Annotated in this window: 22 protein-coding genes and 1 pseudogene; 14 read left to right on the top strand and 9 right to left on the bottom strand. The window is 66.9% G+C overall.

Annotated features, from left to right (window positions below):
• The first annotated feature begins 2 nt into the window (after positions 1-2).
• The 5 genes from NV1_RS34740 (at position 3) to NV1_RS34720 (ending at position 4,886) form a co-directional block, all read left to right on the top strand.
• Entirely contained in the window at positions 3-1,535 is a 1,533-nt protein-coding gene (locus NV1_RS34740; protein WP_067901637.1) for a nitric oxide reductase activation protein NorD, read from the top strand.
• A complete protein-coding gene (locus tag NV1_RS34735; protein ID WP_067901491.1) occupies positions 1,532-2,329 on the top strand; it encodes a CbbQ/NirQ/NorQ/GpvN family protein in 798 nt (265 codons plus the stop codon). Before NV1_RS34740 ends, NV1_RS34735 begins: the two co-directional genes overlap by 4 nt.
• 144 nt (positions 2,330-2,473) lie before the next feature.
• Positions 2,474-3,187: a hypothetical protein gene (locus NV1_RS34730; protein WP_067901488.1), complete on the top strand. Its 714-nt coding sequence runs from the start codon at positions 2,474-2,476 to the stop codon at positions 3,185-3,187.
• Positions 3,188-3,235: 48 nt separating this feature from the next.
• On the top strand, positions 3,236-3,673 hold the full coding sequence (locus NV1_RS34725; protein ID WP_067901485.1) for a hypothetical protein: 438 nt from the start codon (positions 3,236-3,238) through the stop codon (positions 3,671-3,673).
• Between the two features lie 40 nt (positions 3,674-3,713).
• Positions 3,714-4,886, top strand: coding sequence for a phosphotransferase (locus NV1_RS34720; protein ID WP_245714084.1), 1,173 nt, complete (start codon positions 3,714-3,716; stop codon positions 4,884-4,886).
• Positions 4,887-5,054: 168 nt separating this feature from the next.
• Here NV1_RS34720 and NV1_RS34715 read toward each other — a convergent pair whose 3' ends face one another.
• The 4 genes from NV1_RS34715 to NV1_RS34700 all read right to left on the bottom strand — a co-directional run bounded on the left by NV1_RS34715 (position 5,055) and on the right by NV1_RS34700 (position 8,507).
• A complete protein-coding gene (locus NV1_RS34715) occupies positions 5,055-6,500 on the bottom strand; it encodes an alpha/beta hydrolase family protein (protein WP_067901482.1) in 1,446 nt (481 codons plus the stop codon).
• A gap of 22 nt (positions 6,501-6,522) precedes the next feature.
• Positions 6,523-7,035 (bottom strand): winged helix-turn-helix domain-containing protein, encoded by a 513-nt coding sequence (locus NV1_RS34710; protein WP_218027298.1) that lies wholly within the window; start codon positions 7,033-7,035, stop codon positions 6,523-6,525.
• A 218-nt stretch (positions 7,036-7,253) separates the two neighbouring features.
• The gene (locus NV1_RS34705; RefSeq protein ID WP_067901475.1) at positions 7,254-7,673 is read right to left on the bottom strand and encodes a hypothetical protein; all 420 of its coding nucleotides are present in this window, start codon (positions 7,671-7,673) and stop codon (positions 7,254-7,256) included.
• 147 nt (positions 7,674-7,820) lie between these two features.
• Positions 7,821-8,507, bottom strand: a complete 687-nt coding sequence (locus NV1_RS34700; RefSeq protein ID WP_067901472.1) for a TetR/AcrR family transcriptional regulator — start codon at positions 8,505-8,507, stop codon at positions 7,821-7,823.
• Positions 8,508-8,541: 34 nt separating this feature from the next.
• Here NV1_RS34700 and NV1_RS34695 point away from each other — a divergent pair, with 34 nt between their 5' ends.
• A complete protein-coding gene (locus NV1_RS34695) occupies positions 8,542-9,915 on the top strand; it encodes an FAD-dependent monooxygenase (protein ID WP_067901470.1) in 1,374 nt (457 codons plus the stop codon).
• 142 nt (positions 9,916-10,057) lie between these two features.
• On the opposite strand, the gene NV1_RS34690 is transcribed toward NV1_RS34695, so the two are convergent.
• Positions 10,058-10,981 carry a sigma-70 family RNA polymerase sigma factor gene (locus tag NV1_RS34690; protein WP_067901467.1) on the bottom strand — a complete coding sequence of 308 codons (924 nt, stop codon included), beginning with the start codon at positions 10,979-10,981 and terminating at the stop codon, positions 10,058-10,060.
• A 112-nt stretch (positions 10,982-11,093) separates the two neighbouring features.
• Here NV1_RS34690 and NV1_RS34685 point away from each other — a divergent pair, with 112 nt between their 5' ends.
• Entirely contained in the window at positions 11,094-11,969 is an 876-nt protein-coding gene (locus NV1_RS34685; RefSeq protein WP_157117558.1) for a hypothetical protein, read from the top strand.
• A gap of 43 nt (positions 11,970-12,012) precedes the next feature.
• Here the strand turns inward: NV1_RS34685 and NV1_RS34680 are convergent, their stop codons facing one another.
• Positions 12,013-12,750 (bottom strand): MerR family transcriptional regulator, encoded by a 738-nt coding sequence (locus tag NV1_RS34680; RefSeq protein ID WP_067901631.1) that lies wholly within the window; start codon positions 12,748-12,750, stop codon positions 12,013-12,015.
• 39 nt (positions 12,751-12,789) lie between these two features.
• On the bottom strand, positions 12,790-13,704 hold the full coding sequence (locus NV1_RS34675; protein ID WP_067901462.1) for an alpha/beta fold hydrolase: 915 nt from the start codon (positions 13,702-13,704) through the stop codon (positions 12,790-12,792).
• Between the two features lie 202 nt (positions 13,705-13,906).
• Here NV1_RS34675 and NV1_RS34670 point away from each other — a divergent pair, with 202 nt between their 5' ends.
• Entirely contained in the window at positions 13,907-14,890 is a 984-nt protein-coding gene (locus NV1_RS34670) for a GlxA family transcriptional regulator (RefSeq protein ID WP_067901459.1), read from the top strand.
• Here the strand turns inward: NV1_RS34670 and NV1_RS34665 are convergent.
• The gene (locus NV1_RS34665) at positions 14,833-15,567 is read right to left on the bottom strand and encodes an aquaporin (protein WP_245714083.1); all 735 of its coding nucleotides are present in this window, start codon (positions 15,565-15,567) and stop codon (positions 14,833-14,835) included. The two genes, NV1_RS34670 and NV1_RS34665, sit on opposite strands and share 58 nt — an antisense overlap.
• A gap of 309 nt (positions 15,568-15,876) precedes the next feature.
• Here NV1_RS34665 and NV1_RS34660 point away from each other — a divergent pair, with 309 nt between their 5' ends.
• The 5 genes and pseudogenes from NV1_RS34660 to NV1_RS34640 all read left to right on the top strand — a co-directional run bounded on the left by NV1_RS34660 (position 15,877) and on the right by NV1_RS34640 (position 20,258).
• A complete protein-coding gene (locus NV1_RS34660; RefSeq protein ID WP_067901456.1) occupies positions 15,877-16,776 on the top strand; it encodes an NAD(P)-dependent oxidoreductase in 900 nt (299 codons plus the stop codon).
• Complete coding sequence (locus NV1_RS34655; protein WP_067901453.1) at positions 16,773-17,366, top strand: TetR/AcrR family transcriptional regulator; 594 nt, start codon at positions 16,773-16,775, stop codon at positions 17,364-17,366. Before NV1_RS34660 ends, NV1_RS34655 begins: the two co-directional genes overlap by 4 nt.
• Before the next feature lie 112 nt (positions 17,367-17,478).
• Positions 17,479-17,910, top strand: a complete 432-nt coding sequence (locus NV1_RS34650) for a cupin domain-containing protein (RefSeq protein ID WP_218027297.1) — start codon at positions 17,479-17,481, stop codon at positions 17,908-17,910.
• A gap of 215 nt (positions 17,911-18,125) precedes the next feature.
• Positions 18,126-19,582: pseudogene (locus NV1_RS34645) on the top strand (catalase).
• A 28-nt stretch (positions 19,583-19,610) separates the two neighbouring features.
• On the top strand, positions 19,611-20,258 hold the full coding sequence (locus NV1_RS34640; protein ID WP_067901450.1) for an HD domain-containing protein: 648 nt from the start codon (positions 19,611-19,613) through the stop codon (positions 20,256-20,258).
• Between the two features lie 52 nt (positions 20,259-20,310).
• Here the strand turns inward: NV1_RS34640 and NV1_RS34635 are convergent, their stop codons facing one another.
• Positions 20,311-20,745 carry a MarR family winged helix-turn-helix transcriptional regulator gene (locus NV1_RS34635; RefSeq protein WP_067901449.1) on the bottom strand — a complete coding sequence of 145 codons (435 nt, stop codon included), beginning with the start codon at positions 20,743-20,745 and terminating at the stop codon, positions 20,311-20,313.
• 105 nt (positions 20,746-20,850) lie between these two features.
• Between NV1_RS34635 and NV1_RS34630 the strand changes: the two genes are divergently transcribed.
• On the top strand, positions 20,851-21,723 hold the full coding sequence (locus NV1_RS34630; RefSeq protein ID WP_067901447.1) for an SDR family oxidoreductase: 873 nt from the start codon (positions 20,851-20,853) through the stop codon (positions 21,721-21,723).
• Positions 21,724-22,270 lie beyond the last annotated feature (547 nt).

Genomic DNA, 22,270 nt, shown 5'->3' with positions numbered 1-22,270 from the left:
CCATGACCGCTGACACAAGCCGGCACGCCGCGGCATTGGAGCGCAGCTGCGCGGTCACCGCGGCGGCATTCTCCGGACAGCGAAGACAGGGCGTGCGCCTGGTCACCGGCCCGCGGCGCGAATTCGGGCTCGACCGGAGGCGCACTGTGGTCCACGTCCCCTACCCGGCGCTCGGCATCGACTGGAACCGAGCGACCCTGACCTGTGGCGTGGCACTGCAATGCGCCCCGTCCAAGGACCGCGTGGCCGATTACGCGCTGCACGAATTGTCACCACGTCAGCGCAACGCGGTGTCGGTCGTGGAGGGCGGGGTGGCCGCGGGCTGGATCGCCGAACGCATGCCCGGTCTGTTGCCGGAACTGCGCCGGATACTGCCGCAACTCGAGATCATCGACCACGAACTCGACGGCAGCGAGATCTTGGACCGCGCAATGTATCTCGCCCGCTCACAACAGAGATTGACCGGCCACCCGCTGCTGGGAAATCTGCCGCTGGCCGCACCGGCGCGCGGTGTTCTGGCCGCCACGGCACGGCGGGTCCACGGCCGGATGCCGTGGACCTCCCGTCGCAGCGATACCTGTCGGCTCATATCCGTTCCGGTCGGTGGCGACGGCGGAGACCGCAATTCGAATCCGCCGCCGCCGAGCCGGCCCGAGAACGAGGACATCGAGATCCGCGCCGATCAGCGCGCGGGAATTCCGTACCCCGAGTGGAATCTGTGGACCGAGCGATTCCTGCCCGATCATGTCGCCGTACTCGAACGCAGGCATCCGACCACGGACACTCCGGTCACCGCGGCTTCGCCCGCGGTGCGCCGATGGTTCGAACAACACACCCGTCGGACGATGCACACCGGACTCGAAGACGGTTCCGATATCGATGTCGACCGCTACGTCGGCCACTATCTCGACCTGCGCACCGGCCAGGCCGGCCAACCCCGGATCTTCCGCGAACTGCTGCCGGACTCCCGCGACGTGACCACCGCACTGCTGCTGGACGGCAGCGCCTCGCTGAGTGTGCACGGCGGCCGCACCTTCCGGCTGGAACTCGAATGCGCCGACGCGCTGTCGCGCGCCCTGACCCTGGCACGCGAACGCCACGGCATTTTCGTATTCACCGGAAACACCCGCCACCGGGTGGAGGTGCGCTGTCTCAGGGATTTCCACGACCGCCATTTCGCCGACCCGAGTGACTCGAGCCTTACGACCGGCGGCTATACCCGGCTCGGCGCGCCGCTGCGCCACCTCACCCGCCGACTGCTCGACCAGCCCGGTGAACGCAGGCTGATCATCGTCATCGGCGACGGGCTGATGTCCGACGAGGGCTACGAGGGCCGCTACGCGTGGGCCGATGTCGCCCACGCCGTCGACGAGGCCGAAGAAGCCGGTGTCCGCCTGTACTACCTCGGCATCGGACCGACCCGCGTCGACCCGCTCCCCGAGGTCTTCGGACCCCGCAGATCGCGCCGCATCCGGCGGGCCGAAGAACTGCCGGCGGTCCTGGCCCACATCCACCGAGAGTTGGTGTCCGAATGACAGCAGATCTGTACTACGCCTCGGGCAGCGAGGTCCGCATCGTGGAATGGGCTGCCCGGCAACGAATGCCGGTCATGCTGACCGGCCCGACCGGTTGCGGCAAGACCCGATTCATCGAACATATGGGCCGGCTACTCGGGCGGGAGGTGATCACCATCAGCCGCCACGACGACCTCACCAGCTCCGACCTGGTTGGACGATTCATGGTGACCGGCGGCGATGTCGTCTGGACCGACGGACCGCTGACCCGGGCCGTGAAATCCGGGGCCATCTGCTATCTCGACGAAGTGGTCGAGGCCCGCCACGATTCACTGGCCATCCTGCATTCGCTCATCGACCACCGCCGAACCCTCTATCTCGACCGCGCCGGCCAGACCGTCACCGCACCCGAGTCGTTCATGCTGGTCTGCTCCTACAACCCGGCCTACCGCAGCTCGCTCAAAGAACTCAAACCGTCCTTCCGGCAGCGCTTCGTCACCGTGGCGATGGATTATCCGGCGCCGGAGCGCGAAATCGAGGTGCTCGTCGCGGAATCGAGTGTCGATACGGCCGTCGCGCGGCGACTGGTCAACTGCGCCAACAGCATTCGGCAAGCCGACGAGATCCTGCACTTCGAACCGCCGTCCACCCGGGTGCTGGTCGCCGCGGCGCGGCTCATCGCCGCCGGGGCGAACGAACTCGAGGCGGCGCGGGTCTGCGTACTCGCACCGCTGAGCAGTGACGGCGCCATCGGAGACGGTTTAGCGGAAATCGCCGCCGCGCATCTACTCGCGCCCGCCACTCCCACACCGTGACCTCAGGAGGTCTGTCATGAACGAACAGGACCGGAAACGGCGGCGCGCGCTGATCGTCTTCCAGATCGTCATCTACGGATATCTACTGGCGATGTTTCTCATTCAGGTGTCCATGTACATGTCTCGGGACTGGTAGGAGCGATCATGAACCTCCCGGCATTCACCAAGCGCCGCACCGCGACGGCCGCCTCTGCCGGCTACGACGAACACGAGGAACGAAGCCGTGCGGCTCAGCGGCGAGCCGACCACTGGCTCACCGTCGGTACCGCGCTCATGGGCACGTTCATCTTCGGATTCATCGGGTTGCCGGTCTTCTTGCGCGGCGTCTGGCTGCAGCGCCGGGCCCAGCGCGACGGGCTGTCGGTCCGGCCGATCATCGCGACCCTGATCGGCTACCTCGTCGTCCTCGACGCCTTCCTCAACAGCATCGGATGGGTGCTGGACCTGTTCGCCAGCCACACACTCATCACACGCGTATTCTTCACCGCCTGGGGCAATTTCGTCGACAACGGATATTTCTGGCACTACAACCAATTGTGGATCGGCGGCTCCAGCGCGCCCGGTGAAAAAGGCTGGGAAATCGCCCTGATCTGTGTGGTCTTCCCGATGCGGGTAGCCGCGGCCATCGGTTTTCTGCAGATGAAGCGCTGGGGTCACCAATGGCTCACCGTCACCTGCTGGTTCGGGGTCGTCATCTGGGTCGGTTATATCGCCAATATGACCATGTACGCCGACATCCGGTTCGACGGCACCGTCCTGCCGGTGTTCGGCTGGTGGCTCTACGACATCTTCTACATCACCCCATTCCTGGCCATCCCGTACCTGCACACGGTGAACCGGGAGATCTTCTCCGACTGAGCAGATCCGATCCGACTGTTCCGCAACACTTTTCAGGAGAGCGCCATCATGTCCACCTCCTCTGCCGCGGCCGAGAAACCCTCGGGTGAGCAGCTTCCGCTCGGCACCACCCCCGCCTTCGCCGGCATGCACAAATGGCTCAAACGGGGCATCTTCGTCTGCCTGTTCGCACTCGTCGTCGAGGGCGCGTTCACCATTCCCGCACTCGCCGTCTGGTACGGCTGGCCGACGCTCTCACTCACGCAGATCTGCAGCGAGATGATGAAGGTGCGCTACTCCGACGACAGTCTCGAATGCCGCTACCCCTACCCCATCGGCGGACCGCCCTTCGGCGGCAAACCGGAGGCCGCCGACCAGAACACCGCACGGGACGAATGGGGCGTACAGCCGAAGCCGAAGTACCACCGCATCGGCTTCCGGGAGCTGGTTCGCCACCACGACGAGCGCATCGCGCGCGAGCAGGCCGAACACGGCGCACACCCCTGATCGGCACTCGGTGAGGCCCCTCTCGGCGAAAGGACGCTTCGTGAACACGCAGGTACTGGCGACCGCCCGCGGTATCGCGTCGGTGGCCAAGGAGGCGGTGCGAGCGGCCGCCGACCGGACGATGCCGTCCGGGGATGGCATCCCGCTCCGGGCCGGCGAGGCGACAGCGAGCTGGCTCGCGGCCGCGCTCGACCTTCCCACCGGTTCGGTGACCTCGCTGCGCATCCTCGATCAGCATTCCGGGACGGCCGGACGAGCCCGGATCGCAGTGGATTCCGCGTTTCCGGGCGCACCCACCCACCTGTTCCTGAAAACCGTGCCGCGCAACTACTTACAGCACGTTCTGATGAACGTCTTCCGGCTCGGCACGCGCGAGATCCTCGCCTATCGGGCTCTGGGCGACGCGCCGCCGCTGCGCGTGCCCCGCTGCTACCTCGCCCGGGCCGACCGGTTGCGCGGACGCTGCGTGCTACTGCTCGAAGACCTCACCGGTACCGCCCAGTTCCGCACCGTCGTCGATTCGGTGACGCGCGCCGAGGCCGAAGCTGTCGTCGACGCCTTGGCCGGGCTGCACGCTCACTTCTGGAATACGGACCGCTTCACCGGCGATCTGCGCCCACTCGCGCAGCGAACGGCCGCAGAGATCCGCATCGGCGACATCGTCCGACGCCGGTTCCTCGGCAATATCCACGGCCCCGCCGGCGATATCATCCCGGAGCGGATGAAGCGCCAATGCCGCGTCTTCTTCGAACGCGGTGGCGATATCGACGCGTTCTGGGCGGCGCAGCCGCAGACGCTGCTGCACGGCGATCCACATCTGGGCAATCTCTTCTTCGAATCCGGCACACCCGGATTTCTGGACTGGCAGGTCGCCGCGGCCGGGGCCGGTATCCGCGATATCGCCTACTTCGCCACCGCCTCGGTGGAACCGGCCCTGCTTCGCGAAATCGAACGGGATATGGTGCGCCGCTACGTGACCCGGCTCGCCGAGGCCGACGTGAATCTCGACGCGGACCATACCTGGACGCTGTATCGCGCCGCGGTCACCGAACTCTTCCTCGCGGCGGTCTGCACGGCCGAGGCGGGTGAGCGCATGCAGCCCCGGGAGGTGATGCGCGTCGGCGTCCAGCGCGCGGTCGCGGCTGTGACAGCGCACGACAGCTTCACACTCCTCGACGAACTCATCGGGCCCCGGCGACCACCGAGGCGGTAAAGATCTTCGACGACACCGTGATCGAAAGAATGCCCCAATGCGCAACATACTGCCGGCCAGTGTCGCCGGAGCATCCTCTCCCAGTTCCAGGGGATGAAATGGCAAAGGGCAGAACGGCGAAGGCCAACCAGTCGAAGACCGAGTGCGCGCATGGTCGTTCGGCGACTTTCAGACGGAGAGCAAACCCCAAGTGGTTGCCCATGCGAGCCAGAGGCATCCGAAGAGCAGCAGGATGCCCAGCGTGATCCGGCGCCGCACGAGCGGGCCGGCATAGGTGCGAGCCGTGGCGATTGCGGTGCCGGCCAGCAGCACGGTGGTGAGCAGGGCGAGCAATTGCAGGCCCAGCCATGCCAGCGCCCGGGCCGCGACGATCGGGCCGACGGTCCGCGCATCGAAGGCAAGGATCGACACCACGTACAAGACCGTCGCGAACACCGTTGACACACCGGAGCAGGCCAGCGAGCGTGCGAGTCGGCTCGTGGTCCGGGTGGCGCGGAAACGGCGATCGGTGAATGACCAGCGCAGACAACCGGCGAAGCCGAGGATCAGGGCGGCCGGCACAGCCAGCTGCATCCGCGCCGAGGTCCACCAGCCGCGCCCGGGATCGACGCTGACCATCGTCTGCCGTGGCGGGACATCGGCGGACGAGATCGGCGGGCTGCCGGCCGCTATCTGCCGCACCCAGCCGGTCATGGTGTCGAAATAGCCGGAGGCGAAGGCTCCACGCGGCGCGCCCGCATACGGCGGCGCTCCGAGACGGTCGAATCCGTCGCTGGTCGAGCGGCCGTTATGTGCGCCACCGCGCAGGAAGCGGATGGTGACCGAGGGCGAGGCCGTCAGTGTGTTCCGCAGTACCGCAGCGCTTTCCGCGGGCGGAACCTGCACGTCATGCTGTCCCCAGATGGCCAGTACCGGAATGCGCAGGGCGCGCAGGGCGGGCAACGGATCGAAGTCCGCCTCGGGAAACGCACCCGTCTCACCGAGCAGACGGGCCGTGGGACCAGCGATCGTCTCGGCGAGCGACCCGGTGATTCCACGGTGACGCAGTGCCGTGGCCAGGCTCCAGGTTTGCGAGCGCAACGGGCTGAAGCCGGACGCGCCGAGCGTGACCAGGAATGCGACGCTGCTACTGCGGGATGCCGCGAGCGGTGCGGCCCAGGCGCCCTCGCTGAATCCCCACAGCCCGACCTGATCCGCGCGCACCCCCGCGGTGTGGCGCAGGGTCTCGACCGCGCCCAGGGCATCGTCGGCGAGCACTGCGATGTCGCGATGAGCGAACGAGTAACCGGTCGTGCGCTTGTCGTAGACCAGCGTCGTGATGCCCGCCGCGGCGAAGGCGCGGGCTTCGGACTGGTATTCCGTGCGCGGTCCCGCACCAGCGCCGGCCACCAGGACGATCCCGGGCGTCCGGGTTTGCGTTGTGGTCGAGCCGATTACGGTGCCGTGCAGGATGAGCCCGCCGCCGCCGGTGAAGCTGACGTCGGTGCAGGTGAAGCCGGTGCAGTCGAAAGCGGTTGCGGCAGTGGCGCGTCCGGTCGGCAGGATCGACAGGGCCAGCAGAAGCAGGCAGGCGACGGCGAACCGGCCGCACGACCGCGAACAGGTGTGGTACATGGATGGTCTCTCGCCTCGGGATTCAGATTTCGGGAAACCCGAACAGGCGCAGCAGCACCGCTTTCCGGTCGCCACCGGTGTCGTCGGTCGTACCGTACCGTTGGACGAGCTGGATGTACTCCTCGAAGAACTCCCGCAGCCGCGCCGTGTCGACGCGAATCGTGGCACGGGAGAACAGGAATGCATCGGCCCACGCGCCGAGCCCGGGAGCCTCCCGTTCGTAGGTGTCGTACAGTTCGACCAACTCGGCGAGGTTGTGCCGGGTCATTTCCGCAGTGGCCGCACGCATCTCGTCGGTCTGCTCGGTATAGGCCGGATAGCGGCGGTCGCCGGGCACCGCACGCCACCACCGTTCCTTGCCGTTGGCCAGTTCCGGAACCTCTTCGATGAAACCGTATTTGGCCAACTGACGCAGGTGGTAGCTGGTAAGTCCGGTGCTCTCGCCCAGCGCCTGCGCCAGTGAGGTCGCGTTCACCGGCCCACGGCGCAACTGTTCCTCGATCCGGCGCCGCAGCGGATGCGCGAGCAAACGCAAGACAGCGACGTCCGTGATAGTCCGAGAAGGAGGCTGACCGGCCATGACTCAGACCGTAACGCATGCCAAGCAAGTTTGCAAAGACTCTTTGCAAATCTGACCCGCCGAGCTTGTTCGCGACTACCGCCGAGCAGGCCACTGACCATTTTCGGTTCCGCAGCCCCCGAGGTCACGCAGCCGAGTCGAGTCGCGCGCCGACAGTGTTACGTCGGACCTGGTCACTGCCCAGGCTCGTGGCCCGATTGTGCCGAATCGCGTTGCGCTGCAATCCGTCGGCGGATCTCGCCCCACGACAAGGGCAACTCGTCCACCGGAGCGTTGAAGAACACGAAGGTCGCGTCTCGCATGACTTTTCGCTTGCGCTCGACAGTCGACTTATGCGGCTCGGAGCCTGCGTAGGCGTAGATGGCCGCCTTGTTGTCCCAAGCCGAACAGGTCCAGAATGTGCACTCCAGCATCTCCGCCTTCAAGGCCACACCGAGCACCCCCGGGGAGCGGCGGGCCTGCCACCACAGCGCCAGTGAAGCGATCAGGAAGCCGGGTGCGTTGCGCAGCGACTTGACCTCGAGGCGCGAGGCCATGCATTGAACCTCGTGCGTAGTGGGTGTGCCGACTGTCATCCACGGAAGCGTGGGCATAGCTCGCTCTTTCGCTCGAGAGGGCGACGGCGGACCGTCTACCGACTCCACCATATTCCATAGTGGGATATGGATTGTCAATGGCAAGATGACTCGACCGAACGCGCGATCATGCCGCTCAGGTCGGCCTGTTCAGCAGTGTGGTGATCAGTCTGCTGTCTGCTGTGAGTCCGCGATCCCGGCGAGGATGCGGCGCAAGCCGTAAGAGAACTGTTCCGCCGGGCTCAGGTCGACGGATTTGGTCATGCGCGAAACCAAGGGGTATGCGCCGCTCTCGATGACCTTGCGCATATAGGGGGCGACGGCGGCGCGCCACTGTTCCTCGGTCCGACCGGTTCGCCGCTGAGTTTGCTTCTCGGCGAGCTCGCGCATGACCGCGCCGCGCACATAGTCCCTGATCAGTCCGACGGCCGAGGCTGCGTCGGCGATGTCGGAGGTCAGCGGTACGGCCGCGGTGAGGGCGTGTTCCAGGGCGCGCAGCCAGTTGGGACCGAGCGATGGTTTGGTGGCCAGCAGCGGGGCGAGCCAGGGGTGGCGCAACCACAGCTCGCGCTCGTGGTGGGCGTAGGCCTCGAGGTCGGCGCGCCAGTCTCCCGTCAGCGGCACGCGGTCGTCCTGTACCGCATCGGCCATGAGGTCGAGCAGGTCGTCGCGGCTGTCCACGTAGCGGTAGAGCGAGGTTGTGCCGGTCGACAGCTCGGCAGCGACGCGGCGCATCGACAGCGCGTCGAGCCCCTCGGCGTCGGCGATGGCGACGGACGCGTCCACGATGCGCTCCAGGCTCAGGGCCCGCCTTGTCGACCGGTACGGATCACGCTCCCAGATAAGCGACATGGACAGAGTTTACCGGTGTGGGTACAGTGTGCCCATGAACGGGCACACTGTACCCACTGATATTTTGATCGCCGGCGGCGGATCGGTCGGGCTGATGCTCGCGGTGCTGTTACGCCACCACGGCGTCAAGCCCCTCGTCGTCGAGGAGAAGCCGGAGCTGTCGCCCCATCCCCGGGCCACCGGCATCGGGTCGCGGTCGGTGGAGATCCTGCGCGAGGTCGGCCTGGATCACGCGGTCAACGAGGCCGCGGTCGATTTGCGGGCGGGGAAGATCAGGGGGCGCACGCTCGCCGAGGCCGACTTCACCGAAGGCGCGGAGTGGAAGACGAGAATCGCGGCCGAGCTCACCTACACACCGGCCCGGATCCGTGGCACCTGCGCACAGAACCGGCTCGACCGCGTGCTGTTCACCAAGGCCGGCGACGTGGAATTCGGCGTGGCGCTCGACTCGTTCGAGCAAGATTCCGGCGGCGTCACGGCGACCCTGTCCGACGGGCGTGTCGTGCGGGCGCGTTATCTGGTGGCGGCCGACGGTGTGCGCAGCCGGGTTCGGCAGATCCTCGGCACCGGCCTCACCGGTCCCGGTGTGATCGGACACGAGACCACGAGCGTCCTGTTCACTGCTGATCTGCGTCCGCGCAAGCCATTCGCAATGTGCAATATCGAGCATCCGGACGCGACCGGCCTGCTGGTGACCGTCGACGGCGAACGCGAGTGGGTGTTCCTCACCCGCACCGACTCCGAGCCGACTCCCGACCTCATCCGCACCGCGCTGGGCGACCCGTCGATCGAGGTGGAGATCCGCAGTGTGCTGAGGTTCCGGGGTCGCGGCCAGGTGGCCGACCGGCTCTGCACCGGGAGGGTCTTCCTGGTGGGTGACGCCGCGCACGCGATCCCGCCACTGGGCGCGTTCGGATTGAACGCCGGCATCGCCGACGCGCACAATCTGGCCTGGAAGCTCGCGCACGTACTGCGCGGTGCGGCCGGACCCGAGTTGCTGGAGACCTATCACACCGAACGTCATCCGGTGGCCCTCATGACGATGGAGCAGGCGCGCCTGCGGTTCGACGATCCCTCCCTGCACTGGGGAAAGGACATGGCAGAGGCGCGCAAAGCGGCGGGAGCGATCAACGCGCCGGTGGTGCACATGGGCTACCGGTACGGCGGCGCGGAGCTCCCCTCCACCGAGGACGTCGCCCTCGACCTCGACGGCTCGCCGGGATCCCGCCTGCCGCACATGTGGGTGACCGACGGGGTGTCCACGCTGGATCTCGTCGGATCGCAGTGGTGCGTACTCACGGCCGATCCCGGCGTGCAAGCCGACGTTCCGGTGCACCTCGTGGATGGCTGGCCGTACGGGACGGTACTGGTCCGCCCCGACGGCTTCGTCAGCGGCTCGTATCGCTAGCGCGCCCGGCGCTGTCGCAGCCCGCCGCGGTTCGAACCGGCAGCGGAAGTGTCTCGAAGATCGACGTGGCCGGCAGCCGCACTACCGCGAGAGCGATCGGTGCGTCTCGGCGCGCGAACAGGCGGGCGCCGGTAGGTCGGTCTCATGCGATGGCGATCGTCGGGTCGACGATCGCCTCGATGCCTGCCACCCGGTCGCCGCGCACCGTGAGCACGAGCATGCCGTACAGCAGGCGGTCGCGGTATGCCAGGACTGCCACGGTCGCGGGCGCCGGGTGCGATACCAGCGTCGTGCCGGATCCGAAGTAGCGCAGCAGGTTCGACGCCACGGCCGTCGCGCTGTGGGTATCCTGCGGTGTCGGCAGTGACCCCCCGACAAAGGTCGCCGAACCCCAGGCGTCGGGGGCCAGCACGGTCAGCAGAGCGTCGAGGCCGCCGCCGGAGCAGGCCGCGATGAACCGGTCCAGGACGACCCGCTGCGTCGAGGCCGCGGCTCGGTCGACCGCGTCGATTCCGAGGTCGGCTCCGATGGCTGCGCGATCCGCCGTTCCGGCCGGGGGACCTGCCGCCGCTCGGGTGATCTTCGTCCGCGCCCGCCGCGCCAGCTGCCTGCACGTACCGACAGGACGGCCCAGGATCGCCGCGATCTCCTCGAAGGGCAGCGCGAACACGTCGTGCAGGATGAACGCCACCCGTTCGGGCGGATTCAGTCGCTGCAGTACCATCGCCAGCGCCGACTGAACGTGATCGTCCAGCGTGACCCGGTCGGCCGGGTCGAGGTCCGGCGAGACCGCCGAATTCAGCAGCTCTGCGGCGCCGGGGCGCTCGTGCCGGGTCCGGGCGCTGTTCATCATGTCCAGACACAGGCGTCCGGTCACCACGGTCAGCCAACCGCGGACGTTGTCCAGTTCGCCGGTGCGAGCGCGTGAGAGGCGCAGGAACGCCTCCTGCGCGACATCTTCCGCCTCCGCGATGTCACCGAGCATTCGGAACGCAAGGTCCACTACGTAGGCACGATGCGTATCCCACAACGCGGCGAACCGGTCGCCCTGAGTCTCCACACCCATTACGACGAAACGGCGGGGCGAAAAGTTACCGGTCCCGCACGGTAACTTTTTCGCCGCCCGCCTCGTCATGGTGTCGACGCTCGAAACACTCGGAATCATTCCAGGAGACCTCATGTCCCGCAGTTGGAGCCGGCTCACCGCCACCGCGGCCCTGGCATTGACCCTCGTGACCACTCCGGTACCGGCCGACGCGCATTCCACCGCGTCCGCGCAGACGACCGGATCCATCGAAAACTACCTGGGCACATGGAATTACGATCAGCCGGACCGCGCCGGCAGAACCAACATCGCCACCATGGACCTGTTCGGATACCGGCCCGACATTCCACAGATCGGCACCGTTACCTTCACTCGCGGCGCCGACAGGGAGGTCCTCGGCCACACCGATCAGGGCTGCACCTGGCATTTCCGGCCGGTGCAGGATGCGCTGGAATTGACCTCCGCCACCCAGTACTGCTTCAACCACGTGATCGGATCCGGCTACAACATCGACCGCTGGCGGGTCACCGTCCATGGCGACGTCGAGCGAGAAACCCTGCACGCCAACAGTTATCTCGGCCCCGGTACCTTCGGATTCGATCTGGTCGACGGCCGGCGCACCAACGCCGCCGCAAGTACCCGGACCGACACCGCGCGGCGCTTCAGCGGGACCTGGACCTTCGACCGCGGGCCGTTCCCCACCAACGCCGCCACCAATTCCTACTTCATTCCCCTTCCGTTCACGCCCGCCCCCTTGTCCGGGCCGGTCACCTTCACACCATCGGCGGGCAGCGCCGTCACCGCGCATACCGCTGACGGCTGCGATTGGACCTTCCAGGCCCACGGGAATACCGCGGAGCTCTCCCCGGCCACGCAGCTCTGCGGCGCGACGTCGCTGACGTTCTGGTCGATCGCGAGCGACGCGCGACACCAAACCGCCATCCTCGCAGGACAGGATCACAGCACCCCGTTCATGATGACCTCGGGCTCCCTGACCAGGAAGAACTGACCACAGACACCGCGACAGCGGATTGCTGTCCGGAGTGTGACGGTCAGTTGTCGGTCATCGCGGTTCGGCGCCGCTCGGCACGGCGCGCGAGCGTGGCGAGGATTCGATGCCAGGCCGGTGATTGCCCGAGTACCAGGGAAAACAGCGGCGTCGGCTGCTCCGGCTGGCTGCTGCGGCCTTCGTGTTCGATTTCCCATGTCTCCAGGTCATCGATCAGCCGATCCACGCGCGGATCGTGCGGATCCCAGCCGACGCACCGATCACACGCGAGATACAGGCGCATCTTCTCGGGCTCCTCGAAACCGGCGTTCTTGTCCCGTATCCACTGCGGCATCGCGTGCGGGTCCGATGCCTGCAACAGGATCGACCAGTCGCGCTCGAGCCGTACGGTGCGCTCGCTGACTCCGAGACCGCGCAGCCGGTTCAGAATGTCGACCATTTCCGGCGGCAGGACAAGCTCTTCGCCGCTTGCCAATTCGGCGATGCGGCGGCGATGCTCGGTGAGCTGATCGATCTTGGCCCGCAATGCGGCGTCGATGTCGGCAATGGCGGTCGCGAATTCGGCTGGTTGCGCGTGCAGCAGCGCATCGATCCGGGCCAGGGGCACTCCGGCATCGGCAAGAGTCCTGATCCGGACCAGATCCACCGCCGCCTGCGCGGTGTAACGGCGGTAGCCGGAGGCGTCACGCTCGGGCTCTGGCAAGAGGCCGACCTGGTGGTAGTGGCGCACGGTGCGCACAGTCACGCCCGCGGTCGCCGCGAGCTGGCCGATCGTGAGCACCGTGTGCCTCCGGTCTTCGGGAAACGTGGCCACCCGAGTCTAGGCGCGGACCACCCGGTCGAGGACGTCGCGGATCGCCTGGACCACGGCGTCGGGACGTGTGAAGCACAGCTGGTTGTGTCCGACGCCGGACACGATGCGATGTTCCCCGAACGACACCGTGCTCACCATCGCCGCGGCCATCCTGCTCATACCCTCGTGCATCGCACGGATCGTCTGCTCCGGCATCGGCACCTGTGGGCCGGGGTCGATGCTCTGCGCGGTGAGCGCGACCACCTGGACGTCGGGAATGTCGGGCCCGGTGCGCAATTCGTCGGCGAGGGCACGCAGAGTGCCGCGCTCGGCGACGCCGACCCGGAGCCAGTCGTCGCCGGCATGGGCTTCGATCAGCGGCTGCCGCATATGCCGCGGGTAGTCCGCGACCAGTTCGGCGAACATCTCGCGCAGCGCCGAGCGCATCCGCCGGATCTGCTCGGGACCGGGTGCTGTCTGCTGGACAGCCTCCGGTGCCGCCGCGGCGGGCATGAAGTTCGCCCAGTCGCGGTGAAAGCCATCCACCCAGACCAGCCCGGCCACCTCGTGCGGGTACAACTGCGTGAACCGGTGCGCGTAGGCGCCGCCGAGGGAGTGCGCGACCAGCACGTACGGTGCGGCGAGGTCCAGGGTGTGCAGCAACTCGCGCAGTTCGGTCGCGACCGCCGCGGCGCTGCGCGGCAGCGGAACCGGATCGCTGTACCCGCTGCCGCCACGGTCGTACACCACCGCGGTGCAGAACTGCGAAACCCCTTGCTGGACAGCGAAATAGTCCAGGCCGACCGCGCCCGAACCCGGCAGGAACACGACGGCCGGCCCGCCACTACCCAGCCGATGCACGAAAACCCGGCGGCCCTCGACCTCCTGAAATCCTCCGATCGGCGGAACGGGCCGAGCTGCGGAAGCGATGTTCTTCGTCATGACGCAAGGCTGCAACCCCGACGCAGCGTCAGGGTCAAGCGCCGTCGCCGTTCCGGTTCGGGCGCAACACCACGATGGTCAGCTACCCGGCTCCAGCCTCAACGGCGTCGATTACGGTGATTGCAGCATCTCGCGCGGTGCGGGCCCCGCGACCGGTGATCCGCGCCGGGCATCGCGCGAATCCGGACGTGAGGAGACATCGGTGGACACCGAGCGGCGTATCGGCATCCTCGCGTTCGACGGCGTGAAGTTGCTCGACGTCGCCGGTCCCAGCGAGGTCTTCCAGGAGGCCAACCGATTCGGCGCGCACTACCGGCTGGTGATGTGCTCGCCCGACGGCCGCGACGTTTCCACCTCGACCGGCCTGCGGATCAGCGTCGACACGCCCGCAGCCGGCGCCGCACACCTGGACGTGGCGATGGTGGCCGGCGGCGACGCGCTCCCCACCCACCCGATCGATCCGCAGCTCACCGCCGCGGCCACAGCATTGCACCGACACGCCCGGCAGACGGCCTCCATCTGTACCGGCGCGTTCATCCTGGCAGCCGCGGGTCTGCTCGACGGCCGCCGGGTCACCACCCACTGGAAGTACGCCCGCACTCTCGCCCGTGCCTACCCGTCCGTCCGAGTGGAGCCCGATGCGATCTATGTGACCGACGGCCCTGTCCTGACCTGCGCGGGCGTGACCGCCGGCATAGACCTGTCGCTGGCTCTGGTGGAACGTGACCATGGTCCGGAGTTGGCCCGCGAGGTCGCGCGCTCGCTCGTGGTGTTCCTGCAACGCCCGGGCGGCCAATCCCAGTTCTCCCCCGCGATGCGAGCCCCCGCACCGCGCACCGCGCAATTGCACGAACTGTGCGCCACCATCGCAGCCCGACCCGACGGCGACTACTCGGTCGCCGCCCTGGCCGCGCTCGTCCACCTCAGCCCTCGCCACCTCACCCGGATGTTCCGCGACGAACTGGACACCACCCCTGCGAAATACGTCGAGCTGATTCGGCTCAACACCGCCAAAGACCTACTCGACGCCGGGGAATCGGTGACCGTCGCTGCCCAACACAGCGGGTTCGGCAGCTCGGAAACACTCCGCAGGGCGTTCCTGCAACACTTCGGCGTATCACCACGCGCCTATCGGCACCGCTTCCACAGCGCACTGCGCGACCGATCCGGCTTGTCGCTGGGGTAGAGCCACCGGCACGTGAGACCCGCTGCTCCCGCACCCGCGAGCTGGGCGGGGAGGTACAGCAGCGTGGTGGGCGCGAACAGGTTCATCGTGATGGCGCCCAGGACGACGGCCGGATTGAAGGCGCCACCGGATATCCCGCCGACGACGACCGCCCCCGCGGCGACGGTGGATCCGATCGCCAGGCCCTGGCACGGGTTGGGAAAACGTGACCCACCGGCGGTGACATTGAGCACCACGAAGGCCAGTGCGAAGGTGAACAGTAGTTCCGCCGCGAGGGAGTCGGCCAGCCCTCGGCCGGTGGGGTCGATGTGATGTGGCGTACGCGAGCCGACCATCATCGGAACGACCAGCGCGGCGACCAGTCCGGCCATCAGCTGTGTGAGCCAGTAGCCGCAGGCCGCGCCGGACCGGATCCTGCCCCGCACGAGCACCGCGAAGGTGACCGCGGGGTTGTAATGGCCGCCGGATACTCGCTCGCCCGCGAACACCATCACCATCAGCACGACCCCGGCGGCCGGCGGTGCCAGCACTGTTCCGCTGCGCGCGGTGGCGCCGACGGCGAAGACCAGGAAGAACGTGCCGATCGCCTCGACCGCGAGTCTGCGGGCGACATCGGGTACCGGGTCCGCGCGCGGGACGTCGGCGCCGATCGTGGCCAGGTTCGTCATATCGGGCATGGGACCCCACCTTTCCGAAACTCAGAGAGTCGTATAAGCGACGGTAGGCGGGCCGGACCTGCTCATACTCAGAGCAACCTGTGGCTCGCGTTGCAGCACAGTTACAACGACGACCGCATAGTTACGTTCGCGTATCACTCCTGGCGATATACACAACTCGCAGTACCGTAATTGACAGAGAGGCCGAACGGTGCGCAGAAGTGCCGGGGCCGATCCGAGCAACCGCAATCGTCCGGCCGGGGCCACAGCACAGCGATCACCACGTCCGCGCAGGATCGCGCCGGCATCCAGGATGGGAAGGGAATACGCATGGCGACAATAGGTTTCGTCGGCCTGGGAGCTATGGGGAGTCGCTTCGCGCGCCGTCTGCTCGATGGCAACACCGTGTGCGGCACCAACCGCACACCCGCGAAAGCCGCCGATCTCGTTGCGCGCGGCATGATTTGGCGAGATACCCCTCGCCAGGTCACCCGTTCGGTGGACGTCGTTTTCACCATGGTGTCCGATGACGCGGCATTGCGGGCGGTCCACGAGGGCCCCGAGGGGATCCTCGCCGGAGTGCGCCCGGGGCAGGTCGTGGTCGACATGAGCACGGTCGGGCCCGGCACAGTTTCGGTACTCGCCGACAAGGTCGAGTCCCGGGGAGCTCACATGGTCAGCGCGCCGGTATCCGGCAGTGTGCCCGCTGCCGCCGAGGGCAGCCTCGTCATCATGGCGGGCGGGCCGTTCGGCGTGGTCAGCGCGATAGAACCGCTGTTGTACCGGCTGGGCCGGCAGGTCGCTTATGTCGGCACCCGAACCCAGGCCCTGACACTCAAATTGGCGATCAACGTCAGCCTCGCCAGTCAGATCCTCGCCTTCAGTGAAGCACTGCTGCTGGCCGAGAAGGCAGGGATCGACCCCGCACAGGCCGCGTCGGTCATGACCGACAGCGCCATCGGATCACCCGCGTTGCAGGTACGCGCGCCGATGGCTCTGCACCTACCCGAACATGCGTGGTTCGAAATGCGGGCCATGCGCAAGGACCTGCATCTCGCCGCCGACACCGCGGCCGGTCTCGGAATGCGCATGGCCACCGCCACAGTCGCCCGCGACGCCGTCGACCTCGCCGTGGACCACGGCTACGCGAACCGGGACCTGGCCGGGCTGTACGCAGCCCTGCACGGCCGAATGCCGGCGACCGGCAACCCCATCGGGAGCCGGCCGTGACCGATGCCCCCACAACCGCGCGCCGCGGCCGGCCTCGCAACGAGAGAGCCCGCGAGGCGATCCTGGACGCGGCGATGGATTCGCTGCTCGACCACGGGGTCGCCGCGATGAACATGGACCTCGTAGCTGCGGCGGCCGGGGTCAGCAAGGCCACCATCTACCGCTGGTGGCCCGGTAAGGAAACCCTCGCGATGGACGCCCTGTATCGGGAATGGGAGTCGGTTCCCTCGCCGCCCGATACCGGATCACTGCGTGATGATCTGCGAAACCTGCTGTGGCCGTGGACCGAACTGATCACCCAACGACCCTACGGGCGCGTGATCGCCGGCCTGCTCGTCCAGGTACGCACCGACCCCGACTTCGCACTCACCTACCGCGCCCGCTTCCTGGACCAGCGCCGTGACCACGGACGCTTGATCCTGCAGCAAGCCATCGCCCGAGGTGAAATCCCCGCCCGCACACACACCGAAACCGTCCTGGACCTGCTCTACGGCCCCATCTACCACCGCCTGATGCACGGCCACGCCCCACTCGACCGCACCTTCGTCGAGGACATCGTCGATATCGTCCTGGACGGCATCCGCTCCTGAGCGGTGCCGTGGGCACCGACTCCGGCACGAACCAGGGAGCACCGGCCACCTCGCGCGAGGTCCACGGCGGCGCAACGCCATCCCGGGCGAGGCAGGAAAAAAAGGAGGCGCAGTGAGCGCTGATTTCGTACCTCAATCGAACAATTCTCGGCAGATCTTCGATGTATTCGCCGAAATCGGCAAGCTGCCCGAATCTTCGGAGTCGATGCTGACCGACATTTATTTCAGCGACTTTCCCGCGGCCAGCAGCCGGATTTTCCGGATCTACCGCACCCTTCCGCTGCACTACCACAATGATTGCGATGAGCACCTGTACGTGGTCAGCGGCGAAGGGGTGTTCCATCTCGACGGCAGGGACAGCCAGGCCCGGCCGGGTATGTTCCTACGCTTCGCACGCACGCAGATCCACGGATTCCCGAGGATCACCACTCATCCCTTCGTCGTATTGTCCGTCGATGTGCCCCGGCGACGCCCCGATGACATCGTGTTCGTCGATCCCGAAGCCGGCGACGCACGGAGTTTCATGGCGCGAAACAACCTGTAGGGCAGCAGAAAACGCCGCCGGACGCGCGAATTTCCGGTGCGGTGTGCAGACCTGCTCACTGCGATGTGCGGACCTGCTCACCGGGTGGATGGCCGGGTTCGCGCAACAGGTCTCGATCTGTGGGATGCCTGGCCCAGATCGCGGGGCGGGCAAGCCGAGCGGCGCGAGAAGCTGCATGCACGGTATCCATCCACACCGATCGAGGAGATGATGAGATGACATCCGAGCATACGCACCGGACCACTACCGAGGCGGGTATCCCGGTCGCCTCCGACGAACATTCGCTCACCGTCGGCCCCGACGGCCCGATTCTGCTGCACGACCACTACGTGATCGAGCAGATGGCCAACTTCAACCGCGAGCGCGTACCCGAACGGCAGCCACATGCGAAGGGGGCGGCGCCTTCGGCCGGTTCGAAATCACCGGCGACGTCAGCGGATACACCAAGGCTGCGCTGTTCCAGCCCGGCGCGGAGACCGGCCTGGTGGCCCGATTCTCCACCGTGGCCGGGGAGCACGGCAGTCCCGACACGTGGCGTGATCCACGCGGGTTCGCGTTGAAGTTCTACACATCCGAGGGCAACTACGACATGGTCGGCAACAACACCCCGGTGTTCTTCATCCGCGACCCGATGAAGTTTCAGCACTTCATCCGGTCACAGAAGCGCCGGGCCGACAACAACCTGCGCGATCACGACATGCAGTGGGACTTCTGGACGCTATCGCCCGAATCGGCTCACCAGGTCGCGTGGCTGTTCGGTGACCGTGGCATCCCGCGCAGCTGGCGACATATGAACGGCTACTCCAGCCACACGTACATGTGGGTCAGCGCGAGGGGTGAGCGGTTCTGGGTGAAGTACCACTTCATCAGTGATCAAGGTATCGAATGCCTGACCCAGGCCGAGGCGGACGCCCTCGCCGGGTCGGATTCCGATTTCCACACCCGGGACCTGTGGACCGCGATCGACCGGGGCGACTATCCGGCTTGGACGCTGAAGGTGCAGATCATGCCCTACGCGGACGCAGCGGGATACCGGTTCAACCCCTTCGATCTGACCAAGGTGTGGCCGCACGCGGACTACCCGCTACACGAGGTCGGGCGAATGATTCTGGACCGGAACCCGCAGGACTACCACTCGCAGATCGAGCAGTTGGCCGTCGAACCGAGCAATATGGTGCCCGGCATCGGCCCGAGCCCGGACAAGATGCTGCTGGGGCGCATGTTCGCCTATCCCGATGCGCACCGCGCCCGCATCGGCGTCAACTACAACCAGCTCCCGGTCAACACCACACTCACCCCGCCGCACAGCTACAGCACTGCCGGGCAGATGCGTTACCGCTACGCCACCGATCCGGTATACGCACCCAATTCCAAGGGCGGACCGAGCGCGGCCACCACCGGCCCGGTGGACAACGGCTGGCACGTCGACGGCGAGATGGTACGCGCGGCGAACACCCTGCACCCCGCCGACGACGACTACGGCCCGGCCCGCGAACTGGTGCGCCGCGTGATGGACGATGCGCAACGAAACCGGTTGGTGGACAACGTCTCCGGCCATCTCGCGGCTGGAGTCAGCGAGCCCGTACTCGCTCGCGCGTTCCGGTACTGGCGCAATATCGATGCGGAAGTTGGCGGCCGAATCGAGAAAAGCGTTCGAAACCTCCACAGCTGAGCCGAATTTCGACACCGAAGGCGTAACAATGACTCTCACAACCGATTCCGTTGCCGGAATCACGATCCCGGACACGAGACTCGCCCGCGAGACCACCGAGCTCGTCCGCGAGAGCACCAGTGATCTGATCTATCACCATTCCCGTCGCGTGTACTGGTTCGGGAGTTTGCAGGGACGCAATCGCGACCTGAGCTTCGACCCCGAACTGCTCTATGTCGGCGCCATGTTCCATGACATCGGACTGGGCGAGCGGTTCCACCACAGCGGCCACCGCTTCGAGGTCGACAGCGCCGACGAGGCCCGCCGTTTTCTGCGCGGCCACGACGTCCCCGAGGACAGCATCCGGCGGGTCTGGACAGCCATCGCCCTGCACACCACCCCGGGCATCCCCGAGCATCTGGAACCCGAGGTGGCGCTGGTGACCGCGGGTGTCGAATACGACGTCCTGGGCATCGGTTACCACGACGTCGACGAGGCCGACCGCCTCGCGGTCACCGCGCTGCACCCCCGCCCCCACTTCAAACACGACATTCTCCACGCGTTCACCGACGGCATCGCACCCAAACCGGAATCGGCCTTCGGCACCGTCAACGACGACGTCCTGACCCACTTCGTCCCCGGTCACCAGCACATCGACTTCGTCGACATCATCCAGAACTCGCCCTGGCCCGACTGACCGAAGGAGCGACGGCCCGACACACTGCCTTCCGAGCCACCGGCCTTCGCGTTCAGGTGTGCGGCTGTTCCAGCAACCTGGTTGCGGAATGATGGACCTTCTCGAGGGCGGCAAGCAGGCATCGGCGTTCGGTTTCGGTGAGATCCGCGGTGATCAGATTCTCCAGCGATGTCCGGCTGGATTCGACGTGCTCGCGAAGCTCATGTCCTTTGTCGGTGAGCCACAGCCGGACGAGCCGGTTGTCGGCGGTGTCACCACGCCGGGTCAGTAATCCGGTCTCGGTCATGCGGTTGGCCATCTTCACGATCGTCGGCGTGGTGACGTTCAGCGCGGCAGCGACCTCGCCGGGGGTGCGGCCGTCGCGGTCCCAGAGCACACCGAGCACCAAATCCTGACCCGGATAGAGCCCGTATGGGCGCACGCTGCGTTCCACCAGTGCACGCAACAGCTTCGAGGTCCGGCTGTGCAGGTCGAGAAACGCGGGCATCAAACCTCCTGAGCTGGGACGACACCGCCGGCGGCAGTACGCTTGCCATCATATCGTTAGCCGTCTATCGTTTTTTTCGATAGACGGCTAACGAATGGAGTTGTGATGATACTTCTCACCGGAGCAACCGGAAACATCGGTCGCGAACTCGTGCCCGCCCTTGCCGCCGAGGACGTCGAGTTCCGCATCTTCGTCCGCGATCCACGACGTGCCGACGGCTTGCCCGAGCTCGCTCACCGCGTGGTCGGCGACCTGGACGACCCGAGCACCTACGCACCGGCGCTGGACGGTGTGGATCGCCTGTTTCTGCTCGTTCCGGGGGTCGGCATCGACCACACCCGCGACATGGTCGCCGCGGCGCGGGCGGCCCGGGTCGGCCGGATCGTGCTGCTGTCGTCCTACAACGTGATGGGCGATCCGATACCCGGGATGGGGCGCTGGCACCACGAACGCGAGACCATCGTGAAAGCCGCGGGCATCCCCTACACGATCCTGCGACCGGGCGGCTTGATGACCAACGCCCTGGAATGGGCGCCCGCCATCCGCGCCGGCGGTGTTGTGGACGACCCCACCGGTCCCGGCCGATACGCGCCGGTCGATCCGCACGATATCGCCGCGGTCGCCGCCATGGCCCTCACCGAGGACAGCCATGACGGCAAGGAGTACTACCTCACCGGGGACGAGACGTTCACCATCGCCGAACAGATCGCCGTCATCGCGGCGGTGATCGGCCGCGACATCGAAGTGCGCGAGGCCGCCACCCCTGAGCAGGCCGTCGCGTCCCGATACCCCAACGGCGCACCCCCGGCCCTGGCCGCCGCGATCCTCGAAGGCTTCACCCTCATGCGCCAGGACACCACCGGATTTCGCACCGATACCATCGAACGCCTGCTCGGTCGCCGACCTCGAACCTTCACCGACTGGTGCACGCGCAACATCGACGCATTCCGCACGGATCGGGCCGCCCGCGACGCATGATGCTCGCCAGGCATCGCCTTGTCATCCGAGTACCGGACTCGCAGTGCCGCAACCGATCTCGCGGCACCGACCGCGCTCCCGGCGGCAGCGCAGGACGTTCGGCCGAGCCGAAGTAGCCGCCGCACGCCGAGACCACCGGCGTCGATACCGATCGACAGCGTCCGACAACGGGCCGGCTCGGCGGCGAGTGCCCGCGGGAGAAGGTCCACAGCGGTGGCATCCGGCGACACCACGGTGCGATCGTGTCCGAAGCTCGGTGACCGCCACTTCCGAGCACGAAACCCCTTGCGATGGAACAGAAGCCGTGGATGCTCCGCTCGGTCTCCGGCGTGATCGGATACATGATCTCGGTGTGGAAGGCGTGCGGATCGCTCCTCGCCGCGGCCGGTGGCGGCACGACCTACTGTGCAGCAGACGGCGACAGGACAGATGGGATTCGATATCCTGCCACCGGCCGACTCGAAGCCCCCGCGCCGTTGCACGCAGCGCGGGGGCGGTCGAGACGAGTCGATGATGACCCAGTCGATGATGACCCAGTGCGCCTAAT

It is taken from the genome of Nocardia vaccinii NBRC 15922, from assembly GCF_001613305.1.
GTDB classification, from domain to species: Bacteria; Actinomycetota; Actinomycetes; order Mycobacteriales; family Mycobacteriaceae; genus Nocardia; species Nocardia vaccinii.
The sequence above is the reverse complement of the archived record's forward strand: the minus strand, read 5'-3'. Positions and strand labels throughout refer to the sequence as shown.